Origin of the sequence: Butyrivibrio sp. WCE2006 (genome assembly GCF_000701985.1) — a bacterium.
Lineage (GTDB): Bacteria > Bacillota > Clostridia > Lachnospirales > Lachnospiraceae > Butyrivibrio.
Genome location: NZ_JNKH01000006.1, coordinates 135630 through 153722 on the forward strand (window position 1 = coordinate 135630; position 18093 = coordinate 153722).

15 protein-coding genes are annotated in these 18093 nt (G+C 39.8%); all 15 read left to right on the top strand.

The window, feature by feature from the left end; genetic code table 11:
- Positions 1-3: 3 nt before the first annotated feature.
- The 15 genes from T501_RS06250 to T501_RS06320 all read left to right on the top strand — a co-directional run bounded on the left by T501_RS06250 (position 4) and on the right by T501_RS06320 (position 18092).
- Positions 4-393, top strand: a complete 390-nt coding sequence (locus T501_RS06250) for a DMT family transporter (RefSeq protein ID WP_026509477.1) — start codon at positions 4-6, stop codon at positions 391-393.
- Positions 390-728, top strand: a complete 339-nt coding sequence (locus tag T501_RS06255) for a multidrug ABC transporter (RefSeq protein ID WP_044913868.1) — start codon at positions 390-392, stop codon at positions 726-728. Before T501_RS06250 ends, T501_RS06255 begins: the two co-directional genes overlap by 4 nt.
- Positions 729-907: 179 nt before the next feature.
- Positions 908-1996 carry a dTDP-glucose 4,6-dehydratase gene (gene rfbB / locus T501_RS06260; RefSeq protein WP_026509475.1) on the top strand — a complete coding sequence of 363 codons (1089 nt, stop codon included), beginning with the start codon at positions 908-910 and terminating at the stop codon, positions 1994-1996.
- Positions 1997-2128: 132 nt separating this feature from the next.
- The gene (locus T501_RS06265; protein WP_026509474.1) at positions 2129-3061 is read left to right on the top strand and encodes a glycosyltransferase family 2 protein; all 933 of its coding nucleotides are present in this window, start codon (positions 2129-2131) and stop codon (positions 3059-3061) included.
- 172 nt (positions 3062-3233) lie between these two features.
- Positions 3234-4103: a glucose-1-phosphate thymidylyltransferase RfbA gene (gene rfbA / locus T501_RS06270; protein WP_026509473.1), complete on the top strand. Its 870-nt coding sequence runs from the start codon at positions 3234-3236 to the stop codon at positions 4101-4103.
- The gene (locus T501_RS06275) at positions 4093-4491 is read left to right on the top strand and encodes a hypothetical protein (RefSeq protein ID WP_026509472.1); all 399 of its coding nucleotides are present in this window, start codon (positions 4093-4095) and stop codon (positions 4489-4491) included. The genes rfbA and T501_RS06275 overlap by 11 nt, the downstream gene beginning before the upstream one ends.
- A gap of 22 nt (positions 4492-4513) precedes the next feature.
- On the top strand, positions 4514-5080 hold the full coding sequence (gene rfbC, locus T501_RS06280; RefSeq protein ID WP_044913869.1) for a dTDP-4-dehydrorhamnose 3,5-epimerase: 567 nt from the start codon (positions 4514-4516) through the stop codon (positions 5078-5080).
- A complete protein-coding gene (locus T501_RS06285; protein WP_044913870.1) occupies positions 5081-6103 on the top strand; it encodes an ABC transporter permease in 1023 nt (340 codons plus the stop codon).
- Between the two features lie 27 nt (positions 6104-6130).
- Positions 6131-7474 carry an ABC transporter ATP-binding protein gene (locus T501_RS06290; RefSeq protein WP_044913871.1) on the top strand — a complete coding sequence of 448 codons (1344 nt, stop codon included), beginning with the start codon at positions 6131-6133 and terminating at the stop codon, positions 7472-7474.
- Positions 7475-7477: 3 nt separating this feature from the next.
- Entirely contained in the window at positions 7478-9601 is a 2124-nt protein-coding gene (locus T501_RS20680; protein WP_081843059.1) for a class I SAM-dependent methyltransferase, read from the top strand.
- A gap of 11 nt (positions 9602-9612) precedes the next feature.
- Positions 9613-11697, top strand: a complete 2085-nt coding sequence (locus T501_RS06300; RefSeq protein WP_044913872.1) for a glycosyltransferase family 2 protein — start codon at positions 9613-9615, stop codon at positions 11695-11697.
- Positions 11697-13760 carry a glycosyltransferase family 2 protein gene (locus tag T501_RS06305; protein WP_044913873.1) on the top strand — a complete coding sequence of 688 codons (2064 nt, stop codon included), beginning with the start codon at positions 11697-11699 and terminating at the stop codon, positions 13758-13760. Before T501_RS06300 ends, T501_RS06305 begins: the two co-directional genes overlap by 1 nt.
- 128 nt (positions 13761-13888) lie before the next feature.
- Entirely contained in the window at positions 13889-15628 is a 1740-nt protein-coding gene (locus tag T501_RS06310; RefSeq protein ID WP_026509466.1) for a phospho-sugar mutase, read from the top strand.
- A 57-nt stretch (positions 15629-15685) separates the two neighbouring features.
- Complete coding sequence (locus tag T501_RS06315; protein ID WP_050008168.1) at positions 15686-17071, top strand: glycosyltransferase; 1386 nt, start codon at positions 15686-15688, stop codon at positions 17069-17071.
- Between the two features lie 31 nt (positions 17072-17102).
- The gene (locus T501_RS06320) at positions 17103-18092 is read left to right on the top strand and encodes a glycosyltransferase family 2 protein (RefSeq protein ID WP_044913874.1); all 990 of its coding nucleotides are present in this window, start codon (positions 17103-17105) and stop codon (positions 18090-18092) included.
- Position 18093 lies beyond the last annotated feature (1 nt).

Below are 18093 nucleotides of genomic sequence, written 5' to 3' on the forward strand. Positions count from 1 at the left end.
TTGATGAAGAATAACAGGTTTTTGAGTATTATTTTTTTGCAGGGAGCGGTGCTTATTTATTCACTGACTACAGTTATCAGTAAGCTTGTTTCTGGCTATGATTTTTTGTCAAAAGAATTTGTGATTTTTTATTTGCTTGATTTTGCGGTGCTGGGAATATATGCCATATTGTGGCAGCAGTTATTAAAGAGGTTTGAGCTGTCTATAGCCTATGCAAACAAGGCGATGACGCTTTTATGGTCGCTTCTCTGGAGTGTCGTGCTGTTCCACGAAGGAATAACTTTTGCTAAGATTCTTGGAGTGATCATGGTTATTGCAGGCACCATCATTCTGAATTCTCCTACAGAAAACATGGAAGAGGATACAGATGATATGAAGGGAGGAAGCATATGATTCCCTTCATAGTGCTGATGCTCTTTGGACAACTTTTGGCTTCAGTGTCCCAGATTATGTTAAAACAGAGCTCTCTTAAAGAATATCCCGGTTTTATCAGACAGTATCTTAATGTACTTGTGATAGGCGGATATGGGCTTCTTGTTGTGTCCATGCTGGTGGCTATTATCTGTTATGGACATATGCCTTACATGTATGTGGTGATAATAGAGCCTGTGGGATATATCCTTGTTATGTTTTTAAGCAGAATGATATTCAAAGAGAAGATAACCAAAAACAAGATTTGGGGTATGATACTTATCATGGCAGGTATCCTTGTATTTTATCTGCTTTAATCAGACTGACCTTCAACGAAGGTGGCTTGGAATGACCTGTTGATGGGCATTATAATACTTTCTCTTTTTGCAGCAGGCAGTAAGGCAAGAAATCTTTCTTGCGTGAATATCACATAACGGTTATAATTTTATGAGCTAATTATTTAAAAGTAGTTATATTTATATTATAGGAGTGAAAAATGAGAACTTATCTTGTAACAGGCGGTGCCGGTTTTATCGGTTCAAATTACATTCATTACATGTTTAAAAAATATGATAATGAAATCCGTATCATCAATGTTGATGCACTTACATATGCAGGCAATCTTGAGAATTTAAAGGACGTTCAGGACAGAGATAATTATTCTTTCGTTAAAGCTAATATTTGTGACAGAGATGCTATAAATAAGATTTTTGAAGAAAATGATATCGACAGGGTTGTACATTTTGCAGCTGAGAGTCATGTAGACCGCTCAATTGTTAATCCTGAGATTTTTGTTGAGACCAATGTACTTGGTACAGCAACAATGCTTAATGCAGCTAAGAAGGCATGGGAACTTCCCGATGGAACCTTCAAGGAAGGAAAGAAATTCCTTCACGTAAGTACAGATGAAGTTTACGGATCGCTTCCTGAGGATCCCAATGCTTATTTCTATGAGGATACACCTTATGATCCTCACAGCCCGTACTCAGCTAGTAAGGCAAGCTCAGATATGCTTGTTAAGGCTTATATGGATACATATAAGTTCCCTGCAAACATTACAAACTGCTCAAATAACTATGGCCCTTACCAGTTCCCGGAGAAGCTGATACCTCTCATGATCCACAATGCACTTGAAGGCAAGGCTCTTCCTGTTTATGGAGACGGTAAGAATGTTCGTGACTGGCTCTATGTTGAAGATCATGCCAAGGCAATCGATATGGTTCAGGAGAAGGGCAGACTTTTCGAGACATATAATATCGGTGGACATAATGAGAAACAGAATATCGAGATAGTTCAGACTATTATAGATGTCCTTCGTGAGTCACTTGATGATTCAGATCCCAGAAAAGAGAAGATTACTTACGATCTTATCACTTATGTTGAAGACAGAAAGGGACATGACCGTCGTTATGCTATCGCTCCTGATAAGATCAAGGCTGAGATCGGCTGGGAGCCTGAGACAATGTTTAAAGAAGGTATCCGCAAGACAATCAAGTGGTTCTTTGCCAATGAGGATTGGATGGAGAACGTTACAAGCGGTGACTACCAGAAATATTACGACAGCATGTACAGCAACAAGCTTTAAAACATAAATGATGCGGTTGTATCATTAGTATAACAAGAGAGCTTTGGTAAGCTTTTTTACCGGGCTCTCTGTTGTTGCGTTTTAGGAGACCTCATCGGTAAGGATAATTATCGGTGAAATTATGGAGATAAGATGAGTAAATTATCAATAGTTGTTCCTGTGTATTACAATTCAGATACACTAGAGATGCTCTATGATGACATGAAGGAGAAAATCCTTGGAAAGCTTCCTGACTACGAGATAGTATTTGTTGATGATGGATCCGGCGATAATTCCTGGGAAATTATGAATAAGATTGCCAGCCGTGATGAGAAGGTTGTATGCACCAGACTCTCAAGGAATTTTGGTGAGCATGCAGCAATTCTGGCGGGGTTATCTGTGTGCACGGGTGATTGCGCTGTGACCAAGCAGGCTGATCTGCAGGAGGACAGTACTCTTATTCTTGATCTTTTTGAAAAGTGGAAGGAAGGCAATAAAGTAGTACTTGCCATTCGTGCTGAGAGAGATGAAGGTGCTGTGAAAAAGTTCTTTGCCGGTATGTATTACTGGCTTGTAAGAAAGACAATCAACAAAGAGATGCCTCAGGGAGGCTGTGATTGTTACCTTTTGGACAGACAGGCTATAGAGGTCATTCAGCTGATGGATGAGAAAAATTCATCTCTTACTCTGCAGGTTATGTGGATCGGTTTTAAATCAGCAAAGGTATACTTCCACAGAAAAGACAGGACAGTAGGTAAATCACGCTGGACTTTCGCTAAGAAATATAAACTGGTAGTTGATTCGATGATGAGCTTTTCGTATTTCCCCATAAGGGCCATCAGCACTGTGGGATTTTTTGTTGCTCTTGCAGCATTGATCGGAATAATTGGTGCTATATATGAGAAGCTGACAGTGGGAACACCGATAGCAGGATACGCTTCACTTATGTGCGTAGTGCTTTTTGCAACAGGACTGATAATGGTAACCCTTGGTATTCTTGGGGAATATATATGGCGTGCATTGGATGCTTCAAGGTCCAGACCGCCGTTTATCATTGATGAAGTTCGAAAAAACGAGAATAAATAACGAAATAACAACAAATGAAAGACACGTTCATTTTGTGTTATAGTATAATGTGGTGAAAATGTTTGCTTACATTTTCGTGAGGTAATGTAAAGCAAATTATTGAAACTGTGAATCGTCCTAAGGGATTCACCGCAAGTGGTCCGCTTTAGGAATTTATTTGGAGGGAATATCCATGAAAGGTATTATTTTAGCCGGAGGATCCGGAACAAGACTTTATCCGCTTACAAGAGCAATCTCAAAACAGATTATGCCTGTTTATGACAAGCCTATGATCTATTATCCGCTTTCAACACTTATGCTTGCGGGCATAAGAGAGGTTCTTATTATTTCAACGCCCAGAGATCTGCCGATTTTTGAAGATCTTTTCGGAACAGGAGAGCAGCTTGGTATGTCATTTTCATATGCTGTTCAGGAGCAGCCGAGAGGTCTGGCAGATGCATTTATTATCGGAGCAGATTTCATAGGTAATGACAGTGTGGCTCTTGTACTTGGAGACAATATCTTTTATGGTCAGAGCTTTAGTAAGCTACTTAAGGAAGTTGCTGCAAGGGATAAGGGTGCAACCATATTTGGATACTATGTTCGTGATCCCAGAGAATATGGTGTTGTAGAGTTTGATGAGAATGGCAAGGCTATATCAATTGAGGAAAAGCCTGAGCATCCAAAGAGCAACTATGCGGTTCCGGGACTTTACTTCTATGATAATGACGTAATTGAAATTGCTAAAAATGTTAAACCTTCTGCAAGAGGAGAAATAGAAATCACTAGCGTTAACAATGAGTATTTGAGACGCGGTGAGCTTCGTGTTGAGACTATGGGTCGAGGCTTTGCATGGCTTGATACAGGAAACCATGATTCACTCCTTGATGCAGCTGACTTTGTTTGCGCATTCCAGAAGAGACAGGGACTTTATGTTTCATGTATAGAAGAGATTGCGTATAAGAGAGGATTTATCGACAAGGAACAGTTATTAAAGCTTGCTGAGCCTTTGATGAAAACTGATTACGGTAAATATCTTGTTGAGGTAGCAAATGGACTCTAAAACATTCAGGTTATCTGTACTGGCTATTTTTACTACGCTGGCCCTTATCGCTGTTGTGGTTTATGCTGCCAACAGAGAGCAGATCAATTCTCTTGTTGGAAAGAATGATACGGCAGAGGTAGAGGAGAGCGTTGAGGAAGAAGTACGTACAACTGAATATGGAGAACAGATAGGAGACAATCTTAAAGGGTTTCTTACTGCCAACGATTTTTTTGATAAAAGTGAGCAACGCCCTTCAGTGGTGGTTGTTGTTGATAATGTGCCTGTTCCTGCCAATGCAGACATTCAGCAGGATCAGTCATCGTCTGTTAAGGACGGCAATCTAAAACCGGATGAACACGGAATGCTTCATGAAGTACCGGAAGTTACAGACGGAAATGCAAATTAGATTTTGGAGGATTTAGGTTAAAATGGGACAGTTAACAGTTGAAACATGTGAAATAGAAGGACTTAAGGTTATCACACCCCAGGTTTTCGGTGATAGCAGAGGCTATTTTATGGAGACATACTCAAAACGTGATTTTGAGAAAATAGGTATTCCTATGGATTTCGTACAGGATAATCAGTCAGCATCTAAAAAAGGTGTGCTGAGAGGCCTTCATTTTCAGAAGAACTTCCCTCAGGACAAGCTTGTTCGTGTTGTAAACGGTGAAGTTTTTGATGTGGCTGTTGATTTAAGAGAAGGTTCAGCTACTTTTGGAAAGTGGTTTGGAGTTGTTCTTTCAGCTGAGAATAAGAAGCAGTTCTTTATTCCTAAGGGATTTGCACATGGTTTCCTTGTACTTTCAGATTATGCTGAATTTGCGTACAAATGTACAGATTTCTATCATCCCGACGATGAGGGCGGTCTTCTCTTTAAGGATCCCGAGATTGGAGTAGAATGGCCTTTCGAAAATGAGGCAGAACTCACACTTTCAGATAAGGATACTAAGTGGGGAACACTTTCTGACTATAAAAAGGAACGCGGTATTAACTAAATGGCAAAGGAAAAAACTGATAAACTGCCGTTTATAAGTGAGCTGCCAAAGCAGGTGGGGCTTGGAATATATTATGGACTTGCTGTAGTGCTTATGCTGATTGTTGTTTTGCACAGCAATCAGCTGGCAGATCAGCATACGGAGCTCCTGAAAAAGATATGTGCATGTATTTTGATAGTCATGTCGATGATACTTGTTACTGCATGGTATGACAAACTTATGGTATTGCCGGTTGAGCTTTTTAATTCCAGAAGGCTTATATGGCGACTTGCGGTAAATGATTTTAAGAAAAGATATGCCGGCTCTTATATGGGCGTTGTGTGGGCACTGGTTCAACCGGTGGTCACTGTTTTGATGTATTGGTTTGTATTTGACAGAATATTCCACACAAGATCTCAGATGGTTGCAGGTGGAATAGATGTGCCGTATGTTCTCTTTCTCACATCCGGACTTGTTCCGTGGTTCTTTTTTAATGAAGCACTTATGAACGGAACTACATCACTTCTTGAATATAATTACCTTGTAAAGAAGGTTCTATTTAAGATCAGTATACTTCCGCTAATCAAAGTTATTGCAGCATTATTTATTCATATATTTTTTGCAGTAGTAATGCTTGTTGTGGCTTGTATGTATGGGTATTATCCCACAATATATACGACTCAGATTTTTTATTACGCAATATGTGAGTTTATTTTAGTATTGTCCGTTTGTTATACTACATGTGCAGTGGTGGTTTTCTTTAGGGATCTCACACAGATCCTGGCGATCGTTCTGCAGGTAGGACAGTGGGCGACTCCGATTTTATGGGATATCAATATGCTTCCAGACAATCTTAAGTGGATTATTAAGCTTAATCCCATGACTTATGTTGTTAATGGCTATCGTAATGCTGTTTACGGCGATGAATGGTTCTTTGAGCATTTCTACTCAAGCACATATTTCTGGATCGTTGTTGTAGCATTATTTTGTATAGGTTCTTTGATTTTCAAGCGTTCTAAAACACATTTTGCAGATGTGCTTTAATATAATCCATCAGGAAAGTTTGGTTTAATGGAAAAAGATATAGCGATTCAGGTCACAGACCTGACGAAAATGTATAAACTATATAATAAAAACGGTGACAGATTAAAAGATGCGCTGGGATTGCTTAAAGGAAATTCATATACAGAGCATCTTGCCCTTAATCATGTTAATCTCAAAGTGAAAAAGGGAGAGACAATAGGTATTATCGGAACCAATGGCTCCGGTAAATCTACTATTCTTAAAATCATTACAGGTGTTTTATCACCTACATCAGGCTCTGTTGAGGTGGATGGACATATATCAGCACTCCTGGAGCTCGGAGCTGGCTTTAATATGGAATATAACGGCATCGACAATATATTCCTCAATGGAATGATGATAGGTTTTTCCGAAGATGAGATAAAGGCCAGAATGGATTCGATACTTGAATTTGCCGATATAGGAGACTACGTTTATCAGCCTGTTAAGACATATTCAAGCGGTATGTTTGTAAGACTTGCTTTTGCAGTAGCCATCAACATAGATCCTGAAATATTGATTGTTGATGAAGCGCTTTCAGTTGGTGATGTTTTCTTTCAGGCAAAGTGTTACCATAAATTTGAGGAGTTCAAGAAGCAGGGGAAAACGATTCTTTTTGTTTCACATGATCTTTCAACCATAAGCAGATATTGTGACAGGGCGATCCTTTTGAATCAGGGAGTGATCCTTGGTGAAGGTACCCCTAAAAAGATGATAGATATATATAAACAGGTTCTGGTTGGACAATATCCTCTTCCCGAGAATGATTTCAAGTCTCTTCTTGAGGATGATGACATCAGGGAAGCTGCCGGGAAAAAGCTTGGCAAAAAAGATGTGGACATCAAAGAAAATAGTGATGATTCCACCAAAGATAAGGATAAAACCGAGCAGAATCCTGATCTTTTGGAATATGGAAATAATGCAGCACAGATTGTGGAATTTTATGCCACAGATTCCAAGGGGCTGCGTACTAATTCGGTAATTAAGGGAACAGAGTTTACCATTCATATGAAGGTTAAGTTCCTTAAAGATATAAATGCTCCGATTTTTGCTTTTACTATTAAAAACATCATGGGAATTGAAATTGCAGGAACCAATTCCATGGTTGAAAAAGCATTCCTGGAGCCTGTTAAGGCAGGAGAGGAGAAGGTTATTACCTTTAGTCAGAGAATGCTTTTACAGGGAGGAGACTATCTCGTATCCTTTGGAGTTACAGGTTTTGAACAGGATAATTTTGAGGTCTACCATCGTCTCTATGATGCACTTAACTTAACTGTTGTGTCAGATAAAAACACGGTTGGCTTTGTAGATATGGAATCAACAGTACAGGTAACCGATGCCAAAAAGGAATAAAACATGCAGGAAGAAGTATTTATTGGTAACGTAAAACTGAATTTCAAGCATTATGCCGGACTTGATCTGTATAGTGATGGACCGGTAGAACAGGAAATTTTCGACATCGTAAGAAAACATAAAAAAGAAGAGTATCCGGAGATTATTGAAAAGAAAGCCAGCTGGCCGGTACTGTATCATTTATCAGAGCTTAGAAGTAACATTGTAGAATGGATTCCGATGAATGGTAAGGAAAAGGTTCTTGAGGTTGGAGCCGGTTGCGGTGCAATTACCGGTATGCTTTCGGAGAAAGCCAAAGAGGTAGTTGCGTGTGATCTTTCAAGACGTAGAAGTGAGATAAATGCTACAAGGAATTCTGATTGTGATAATGTAACTATTCACGTTGGTAATTTTAGAGATATTGAGCCTGACCTTCCGACAGATTTCGATTTTATCTTTCTTATAGGTGTTTTTGAGTATGGACAGGGCTATATCGGCACAGAGAACCCATACGAGAATTTCCTTAAGATGCTTAAGAAGCATCTTAAAAAAGATGGACGAATTGTTATAGCTATAGAAAACAGGATAGGTCTTAAGTACTTTGCAGGGGCAGCAGAGGATCATCTTGGTGGTTATTTCAATGGAATTGAAGGTTATTCCAAGGATTCTGTTGCAAGAACATTTACAAGAAATGGGCTTATAAAGATATTTAAGAAGTGTGGTATCAATGATTATCATTTCTATTATCCATACCCGGATTACAAGCTTATGACTTCACTCCATTCGGATAAATATTTACCCGGATACGGAGAACTGCAGGATAATGTACGGAATTTTGATAGAGACAGATTACTTCTTTTTAATGAAAAGCGTGCCTATGAATGTCTTATAAATGATGGAATGTATGCTGATTTTGCTAATTCCTTCGAGGTTATTTTAGGGCCAGGATTTGATACTGTTTACTGCAAATATTCCAACGATCGTGCGGACGAGTTTAAGATAAGGACAGATATTGTTGTTGATAAGCTTGGAAGGAAGATAATAAAGAAGTATCCCCTTACAGAAGCTGCAGAAGAGCACATTTTTGGAATGCAGGATGCTTATTATGCACTTCGCGAGAGATATAGAGGCGGCGACCTTGAGGTAAACGACTGCCAGCTTGATGAGAAGTCAAGATGTGCAATGTTTTCATATGTTAACGGCATTCCTCTTACAGCTTTGTTTGATGCATGTCTTGAATCAGATGATATGGATTCATTTAATGCACTTTTCAGAGAGTACATGAGAAGGATTGGATACAGATCTGATTATCCGGTTACGGATTATGATCTGATTTTCCCTAATATTCTGGTTAATGGACCTATATGGACCATAATTGATTATGAATGGACATATGGAAAATGTATTCCGCCAAAGGAAATAGCATTCAGAGCACTATACAGTTACATCCTTGAGGACAGAAGCCGTGAGAAGCTTGATGTTAAGGCTTTATATGAAAAGATAGGTATAACTGATGAGGATATAAAGGCTCTTCTCAGTGAGGAGGCTGATTTCCAGAAATATGTCACCGGAAGAAGGAAATCGTCAGTTGAACTCTGGAAGATGATAGGAAGGACTGCTATTGTTCCCAAGGAACTTGCAGGCTCCGCAGAAACAGCAAGAAGTGCTGAGGATATTCAGATTTATGTTGATGAGGGTGATGGTTATAGCGAGGATGATTCTATTTTCCCTGAGGAGTCTTATGATGACCATAATATCGTCACACTCGATGTGGAGTGCAATGATAATGTGCAGAACATCAGAATCGATCCGGCATTTTCCAGCTGCATAGTAACTATTAAGCAGGTTGTATGGAATGGTGTTTCGGTAGAAGAAGGAGACACTTATATTTCAATTCATCCCAACGGTTCATGGATTTCTGAGGACAGTATTGTATTTGGAACAGATGATCCTAATATAGAATTTGGATTTATGGATGATAAAATTGAGAAAAGGCGTGAGAATCATTTGAAGGTTACAATGATGACTACGCTTATTCCGAAGGAGACAGCTATTACCCTTGAGGATTCACTCAGGGTGAGTGTGGATGAAAGCGCGGAGGAGAAAGGGGAGTTTCTTCAGAAGATTAAGAAGCTTCTTCCTAAGTAAAGCATTAGCAGATGTTAAAAGAAGCCATTAAGAACGTTCTTATTAACAACAGAAAACGTGGTTACCAGAATAAGGTCAATGAGTGTAAAAATGCCTATAACATCTGGGAACACCGTCAGGAGAAGCACCCTGTATTTATTGAAAACGGGGAGGCTTCTGAAGTTACGGGGAGACTTCAGCTGACTACGGAGATTGTATCCTATACTAAGGTTTGGAGAGAATCTGATCCTACGGCCACTGCTGAGAAGATCCTTATTTTCGTGAGCCCAAAAGGAAGGCTCGCAGGACATGCTGTTGAAAATATAAGACGTTATTTTGAGGCACATCCCGAGATCAACGTTGTTTACGGCGATGAGGATGAAATGGTGAGCAGGGGTAAATACGGACACCCGTACTTTAAACCTGACTGGTCACCTGATACATATCTTAATGCATTTTATATTGGCAGTGTATTTGCCTGCAGAGCAAATACCTATGAAGCCGCTGCAGCAGAGTATGACAATGCTCTGCGAATGCTTGGAGGAACCACGGGAGTTAAGAAAAATACCCCGGAAGCCTTGGGACGTGAAGCAAGTATGCTTTCTGCGGACGTTTTATTCTGCATGCTCGCGATAGAAGAAAGAGCTTTTGGAAAGAGAAAAGATATGTCATTTCCTATAGGACATATTGGAGAGATACTCTTCCACAGAAACTCTGAGACGGATGTATTTTATGGAAGAGGATTTCATAATTCCAGGCATATGCTTATGAAACCCACTACTGTGAGTATTATAATTCCTACAAAGGACCATCCGGACATTCTTTTTCAGTGTCTTAAATCGATAGTTAATACTACTCATGAGAAGATTATTAAATATGAGATAGTGATAGTTGATAATGGAAGTACTGCTTATAATCGTGTGAGATATGGATCTTATATAAGCCAGATTGATAAGATCAATGGTCTGATCAATATTTCGTATCTCTATAAGGTTGAGAATTTTAATTTTTCACATATGTGTAATCGTGGAGCATCAAGGTCCGGCGGTGAATACCTGCTTTTCCTGAATGATGATATTGAAGCCACTCAGGATGGATGGATGCGGGAGATGCTTTCACAGGCGCAGCTTCGTCATGTCGGAGTTGTTGGTGCCAAGCTCCTTTATCCTGACAGTGATCTGATTCAGCATTGCGGAATCACTAATGTAAGGCTTGGCCCTGTTCATAAGCTCCAGAAAATGCACGATCAGAAATCACATTATTTTGGATTTAACAGAGGAATTCATAATCTGATAGGTGCTACAGGCGCATGCCTTATGATCAGCAGAGAAAAGTTTAACGAGGTCGGAGGATTTCCTGAGGAATTGCCGGTTGCGTTTAATGATGTTGATCTGTGCTACAGTGTTTTTGAAAAGGGATATTATAATGTATCCTGCAATCACATAAGCCTCTATCATCACGAGTCATTAAGTCGAGGGCTTGATACTCTGGATATTAAAAAGATGGAGCGCCTTGCCCGTGAGTATGAAGTGCTTATGAAGCGTCATCCCGGTTTTTACAATAAGGATCCCTTCTACAGTGGTTATCTTACTGATGATGAGACTATAAGCGCAATAATTCCATGTGAAGACTTTACACCGGTAACGGATATACCCTATCACAGCATCAAGGTTCATGAGGATGGATTTGTTGATGCAAGAGAGGATGCCTGCCTCAGGGTTGGTGTTGAATATGCCGGAACTATGGAAAACTGGATGTATGGAATCAGAGATGGAGAGGCCCCCGATGGCTACTTTATCAAGGGATATAGCTTTGTTATCGGTTCAGACAATGCCTTTTTCGAAAGAAGGCTTGTACTAAGACAGGTTGAACGATCCGATGAGGGTGCAAGGCCGGTTTCTTCTATAGTTTACAGTATGCCGGTATATACATGGTACAGACCTGATATCAGACTAAGACTTCAGGATCAGATAGATGTGGACCTGACCGGATACAAAGTGCGAATTGCAACCGGGAAGCTTTCTCCCGGATATTATCAGGTCGGTATGGCAGCACTTGATCAGACCGGAAGCCTGAAATTGATTAATTGGGTACCAAATTTACTTAAGGTGAAATAATGACTGACAATACAGAATTTGATTTTAAAACAGCATATGAGAAGGAAAAGCTTAAAAGTGCTGATCTTGCTCAGAGAATAGCAGATCTTGAAGATAAGAATCAGGAACTGGAATTTAAACTAAACAGAATTAAGAATAATCCTATCTGGAAAGCCAGCACTCCTGCCAGAAACGCCATGCATTTTGTTATCAGACAAAAGGACAGAGTCAAGAATGCAGGATCTGTCAGAGGTGTTATAGCAAAGCTTAAGTACAAACAGATTGAGAGAAAAGCGAAGGTTCATTATGGAACAGAGAGCTTTCCCTCAGAGGAAACTATAAGGATTGAGAGAGAGACCAGATTTGATAATATGCCTCTTATCAGTATTCTTGTTCCTCTGTATAACACACCTGAGAACTTTTTGAGAGATATGATCGAGTCTGTTTTAAATCAGACTTATACAAACTGGCAGCTGTGTCTGGCAGACGGCTCAGATGCCGAGCATGCATATGTAGAGCAGATTGTAAAGGAATATCAGAAGGATGAGCGGAGCGGAAAAGGTATATCGAAAGACTCCGGAATTTTATATCTCAGACTTGAGAAAAATACAGGTATTTCCGGAAATACCAATGAGTGCCTGAAGCTTGCATCCGGCGAATATATAGGCCTTTTGGACCATGATGATATTCTGCATCCTGAGGTTTTATATTATTACGTTAAGGCTATCAACGAAGAAAATGCAGATTATCTTTACTGTGATGAGGCCACTTTTTCAGGCAAGAGCATTGATCACATGATAACAATGCATTTTAAACCTGATTATGCACCTGATAATTTAAGGGCAAATAACTATATCTGCCATTTTAGTGTATTTAAACGTTCACTTTTGGATGGGACCGAGCTTTTCAGATCCAAGTTTGATGGAAGCCAGGATCATGATATGATTCTCAGGCTGACAGACAACGCGGAAAAGATAGTTCATGTACCAAGACTTTTATATTATTGGAGATCCCATGCCGGAAGTGTGGCATCAGATATCAGTGCCAAGAGCTATGCCATTGATGCGGCAAGAGGCGCAGTGGCTGATCATTTAAGAAGACACGGCTATGATCATTTTAAGATCAGCAGCACAAGGGCATTTGAGACTATATTCAAGATAGCATATGAAGTCGAAGGAATGCCTAAAATATCGATAATTATTCCTACATGTGAGCACATGGAGGATCTTAAAAGGTGTCTTACATCAATATATGAAAAATCGACCTATGATAATTATGAGATCATACTGGTAGAAAATGGCAGCAGCTCAAAAGAAATAAAAGCTTATTATGATGAACTTAGAAACAGCGCGATGAGCTCTGTGCTAAAGATTGTGGATTACTATGAGGATAAGAATAATTTAAATCCGGATGGATCAAGACCGGCGTTCAATTATTCTGCGGTAGTTAATTATGGAGTAAAGAATTCTTCAGGAGACTACGTTCTATTGCTGAATAATGATACTCAGGTAATAACCGTGAACTGGATGGAAGAGCTTTTGATGTATGCCCAGCGTAGTGATGTTGGTGCAGTTGGAGGAAAATTATATTTCCCCAACAGAAAAATTCAGCATGCAGGAATTGTTTTAAGACTTGGAGCTCACAGAACGGCAGGACATTCACATTATGGGCAGGAGGGAATGAACCTTGGATATATGGGAAGACTCTGCTACGCTCAGAATGTATCGGCTGTCACAGGTGCATGCCTCATGGTATCAAGACAAAAGTACGATGAAGTCGGAGGATTTGACGAAGGATTTCAGGTTTCATTAAATGATGTTGATTTTTGCCTCAAATTGCGGGAAAAAGGGTATCTCAACATATTTACACCCTTTGCAGAGATGTATCATTATGAGTCCGCTTCAAGAGGCCTTGATCTTGAGGGCGAAAATGCCAAAAGATATGATAAGGAATCAGAGCATTTCCGCACTAAATGGAAAAAAGTTCTCGATAAGGGAGATCCGTACTATAATCCGAACTTCTCACTTGACAGAAGCGATTTTTCGCTAAACGTCGAAGGCTATAGCAGTCTGAGAAATTCATGAGCACGAAAAGAGCCACGAAGTGACTTTTTCGTTCCTATGATTGTTGGGAAGTATTATCTTGATTTTTGCTTTCAGTAATGATTTACTAAGTATATTGAGGTTTAACCTCACTTATAAGGAGGAAGATGATGAGTGAAGCAATGAAACAGCTTGAATATTGGCTGAATGATCCTTACTTCGATGAGGAGACAAAGAAAGAGCTGACAGCTATCCGTAACAATGAGGATGAAGTTCAGGATAGATTTTATCAGGAGCTTGAGTTTGGTACAGGTGGTCTGCGTGGGGTTATCGGAGCAGGTACTAACAGAATGAACAAGTATGTAGTACGTAAGGCTACACAGGGACTTGCAAACTATATCAAGAAAAACGGTGGTGCTGATGGCGCTAAGAGAGGTGTGGCTATTTCATATGATTGCCGTAGATTTTCACCTGAGTTCGCCGATGAGACAGCAAGATGTCTTGCAGCTAATGGTATAAAGGCTTATGTTTTTGATGAACTTAGACCTACTCCTGAGCTTTCATTTGCTTTAAGAAAGCTTGGATGTATTGCAGGTGTAATGATAACTGCAAGCCACAATCCGCCAGAATACAACGGATATAAAGCTTATTGGGAGGATGGCGCACAGGTTACACCTCCTCACGATACTGGAATAATCGGAGAAGTTAAGGCAATAACTGACTATAATGACGTAAAGACCATGTCCAAAGAGGACGCAATGAAGGAAGGCCTTTATGAAGTTATAGGCAAGGAAATTGATGATGCATATATGGTAGAGCTTAAAAAGCAGATCATTCATCTTGATGTTATCAAGGAAATGGCTGAGAAGCTCACAGTAGTATATACACCTTTCCATGGAACAGGTCTTGTACCAGTAAAGAGAGTACTTGCTGAGCTTGGATTTAAGAATGTATTTATTGTTCCTGAGCAGGAGCTTCCGGATCCTGAGTTTACTACACTGGATTATCCTAATCCTGAGGATCCTAAGGCATTTAAGCTTGCTCTTGAACTTGCAAAAGAGAAGGATGCAGACATCGTTCTTGCAACAGATCCTGATGCAGACCGTCTTGGTGTTTATGCTAAGGATACAAAGACAGGCGAGTATGTAGCATTCACAGGTAATATGTCCGGTATGCTTATTGGAGAGTATATTCTTCGTGAGAGACAGGCTACAGGTACAATGCCTGAGAGACCTGCATTTGTTACTACAATAGTTACAACTAACATGGCTAAGAGAGTAGCTGATAAGTACGGCTTACACTATATCGAAGTTCTTACAGGCTTCAAATATATAGGCGAGCAGATCAGACTTTTTGAGGAAAACAATCAGTCATACAATTATGTATTTGGACTTGAGGAAAGCTATGGTTGCCTTGCCGGAACACATGCCCGTGACAAGGATGCTATTGTTGCAGTTATGATGCTCTGCGAGGTAGCTGCATATTGCAAGAAGCATGATATGACTCTTTGGGATGCTATGATCGACATGTATGAAGATTATGGCTATTACAAGGAAGGTCAGTATTCAATCACTATGAAGGGCATTGAAGGTGCAAAAGAGATAGCTGCACTTATGGATAAACTTAGAAGCAATCCGCCTAAGAAATTTGGTGATTGGACTGTTCTTGAGTTCCGTGATTACAAGACAGGTGAGACAGTTAATCCTCAGACCGGTGAAAAAGGAACAACCGGACTTCCGGAGTCTAATGTATTGTACTTTGCACTGGATGATGATTCATGGTGCTGCGCACGTCCTTCAGGAACCGAGCCCAAGATTAAATTCTACATGGGTGTTAAGGGAACAAGTCTTGAGGATGCTGAGAAGAAGCAGGAAGAATTAACAGCTGCTGTTAAGGCTCTTATAGAATAACACTAAAAATACTATTTATAGGGCTGTCAGTTTGCCTGGCAGCCCTCTTATTTTAATATGATCAATAATATAAAAAAGACAATTGCATATGCAAGAAGAAACGGAGTGGGGAATACCGTTGTTGCTGCAATGGAGAGGCTCCGCGATCAGCGCACTGAAAGCTATGATTTTGTGCCAGTTTCCGAAGAGGAATTGGAAAAACAAAGAAAATGGTACAGAGCGCTTCTTAATAATGCAGGAAAATCAAAGATGCTTCCTCTTATAAGCATACTTGTGCCCTGCTTTAATACTGACAGAAGATTTCTGCGTGAAATGATAGAGTCAGTACAGAATCAAACATACGGTAAGTGGGAACTTATTCTTGCTGAGGCACCGGTGGTTTCTAGGGGAAGACCATATTATCCTCTCACTGAAACTATAGAGGGCTATTCAACAAATGACGGCAGAATAAGACATATAAAGCTGAAAGCAAATGCAGGAATTTCAGGAAACAGTAATGCAGCGCTGGATGTCGCAAGGGGAGACTATATGGCTCTGCTTGATCATGATGATCTGCTTACTCCTGATGCCCTGTGTGAAGTTGCCATAGCTGCCATAAAAAACTATCCAAGGCTTATTTATTCTGATGAGGATAAGTGTGATGCTGAAGGAAAGAAGTTTTTCGAATATCACAGAAAAAAGAAATTTAATCCGGACCTGTTTTTGTCCAATAATTATATCTGTCACTTTACGACAATCAGGTCTGATGTAATACATACCTGCAGATTCCGGAATGAATATGACGGGGCTCAGGACTATGATCTTTTCCTGAGGGCTATTGGAAGAATCATGTGGACGTCTGATTATGAGAAGCAGATAGTACATATCTCAAAAGTGTTATATCACTGGAGAACGCATGAGAATTCAACCTCTGCCAACCCGCAGAGCAAGATGTATGCCTATGATGCCGGAAAAAGAGCTGTTCAGGACTTCCTTGATTCAAATAATATAAGGGCTACAGTATCTCATCTTAAACATGTGGGCTTTTACAGGGTTGAGTATAAGGAAGACATTTTTGATGCAAGAAAAGATGTCGGCGTAGTAGGTGGTAAGATTGTAGATAAGAACGGCACTCTTCTTGGTGGTAATTACAGAGCAGATGGAAAGATCCGATTTGATGGTCTTCCGAAGGGATTTAGCGGCGGAAGGCAACATCTGGCTGTTTTGGAACAGGATACTGATGCGGTTGACGTAAGATGTATGAAAATTCGCCCTGAGCTGAAAAACCTGTATAAAGAGATTTTTGGTATATCTTATGTGGACACAACAAAAGATAATAGTATTCGTCCTGAGATTCTGGGAACAGAAAGTGAAATACTGAATAAGTGCGTCCGTTTCGGACAGGCTACAAAACAACTTGGCTACAAAGTATTGTGGGATCCCGGATTTGAAACTATAATCTGACAGGAATCCGACGCTTATAGAGGAGATTCTAGTGTATACTGGCGAAAGAGTTACGATCATTATTCCTAACTATAACGGTGCAAAATATCTTGATGCCTGTCTGAGAAGCCTTAAGAAGCAGACTGTTACGTCTAAGGTTATAGTGGTAGATAATGGTTCGACAGATAACGGATTGGAAATACTAAAAAATGCAATGGCAAAACATGCTAAAGCATACCCTGAAGTAATTATTCACGAGCTTTCTGAGAATACCGGGTTTGCCAATGCGGTGAATGTAGGTATGAAACTTGCTAAAACAGAGTATGTCCTTCTTCTTAATAATGATACTGTTTCTGATGAGGCAATGACGGAGAAGCTTATAAAAACAGCGGATCACGATAAGAAGATTTTCTCTGTTCAGGCTAAAATGCTACAATTGAACAATCCGGACTATATAGATGATGCAGGGGATTATTACTGTGCACTGGGATGGGCCTTTTCACCTGCAAGGGATAAACATAAAGACCGTTACAATAAAAAGAAAACAATCACCTCAGCATGCGCAGGGGCGGCTATCTATAGAAAATCTGTCTTTGAAGAAATAGGTTATTTTGATGAAGCCCATTTCTGCTATCTTGAAGATGTTGATATAGGCTACAGGGCAAGGATATTTGGATATAAGAACGTTTTTGAACCATCTGCTATAGTTTATCATGCAGGTAGCGGGACCAGCGGCTCAAGATATAACGTATTTAAGGAAGAACTTACGGCTGCCAACAATCTTTATTTTATATACAAGAATATGCCTTTTTTACAGATAATTATAAATTTACCGCTCATAGTCACAGGAATTATAATTAAGCAGTTGTATTTTTCAAAGAAAAAGCTTGGAAGAGCTTATTTCAAAGGATTAATGAGCGGGATAAACAAAATTATCCATAATAGTAACAAGAAAGTAGCATATAGTAATACGCATTTTAAAAATTATGCTAAGCTTGAATTGGAACTGCTTGTTAACTGCGTTCGCAGGCTTGTTGGATAAA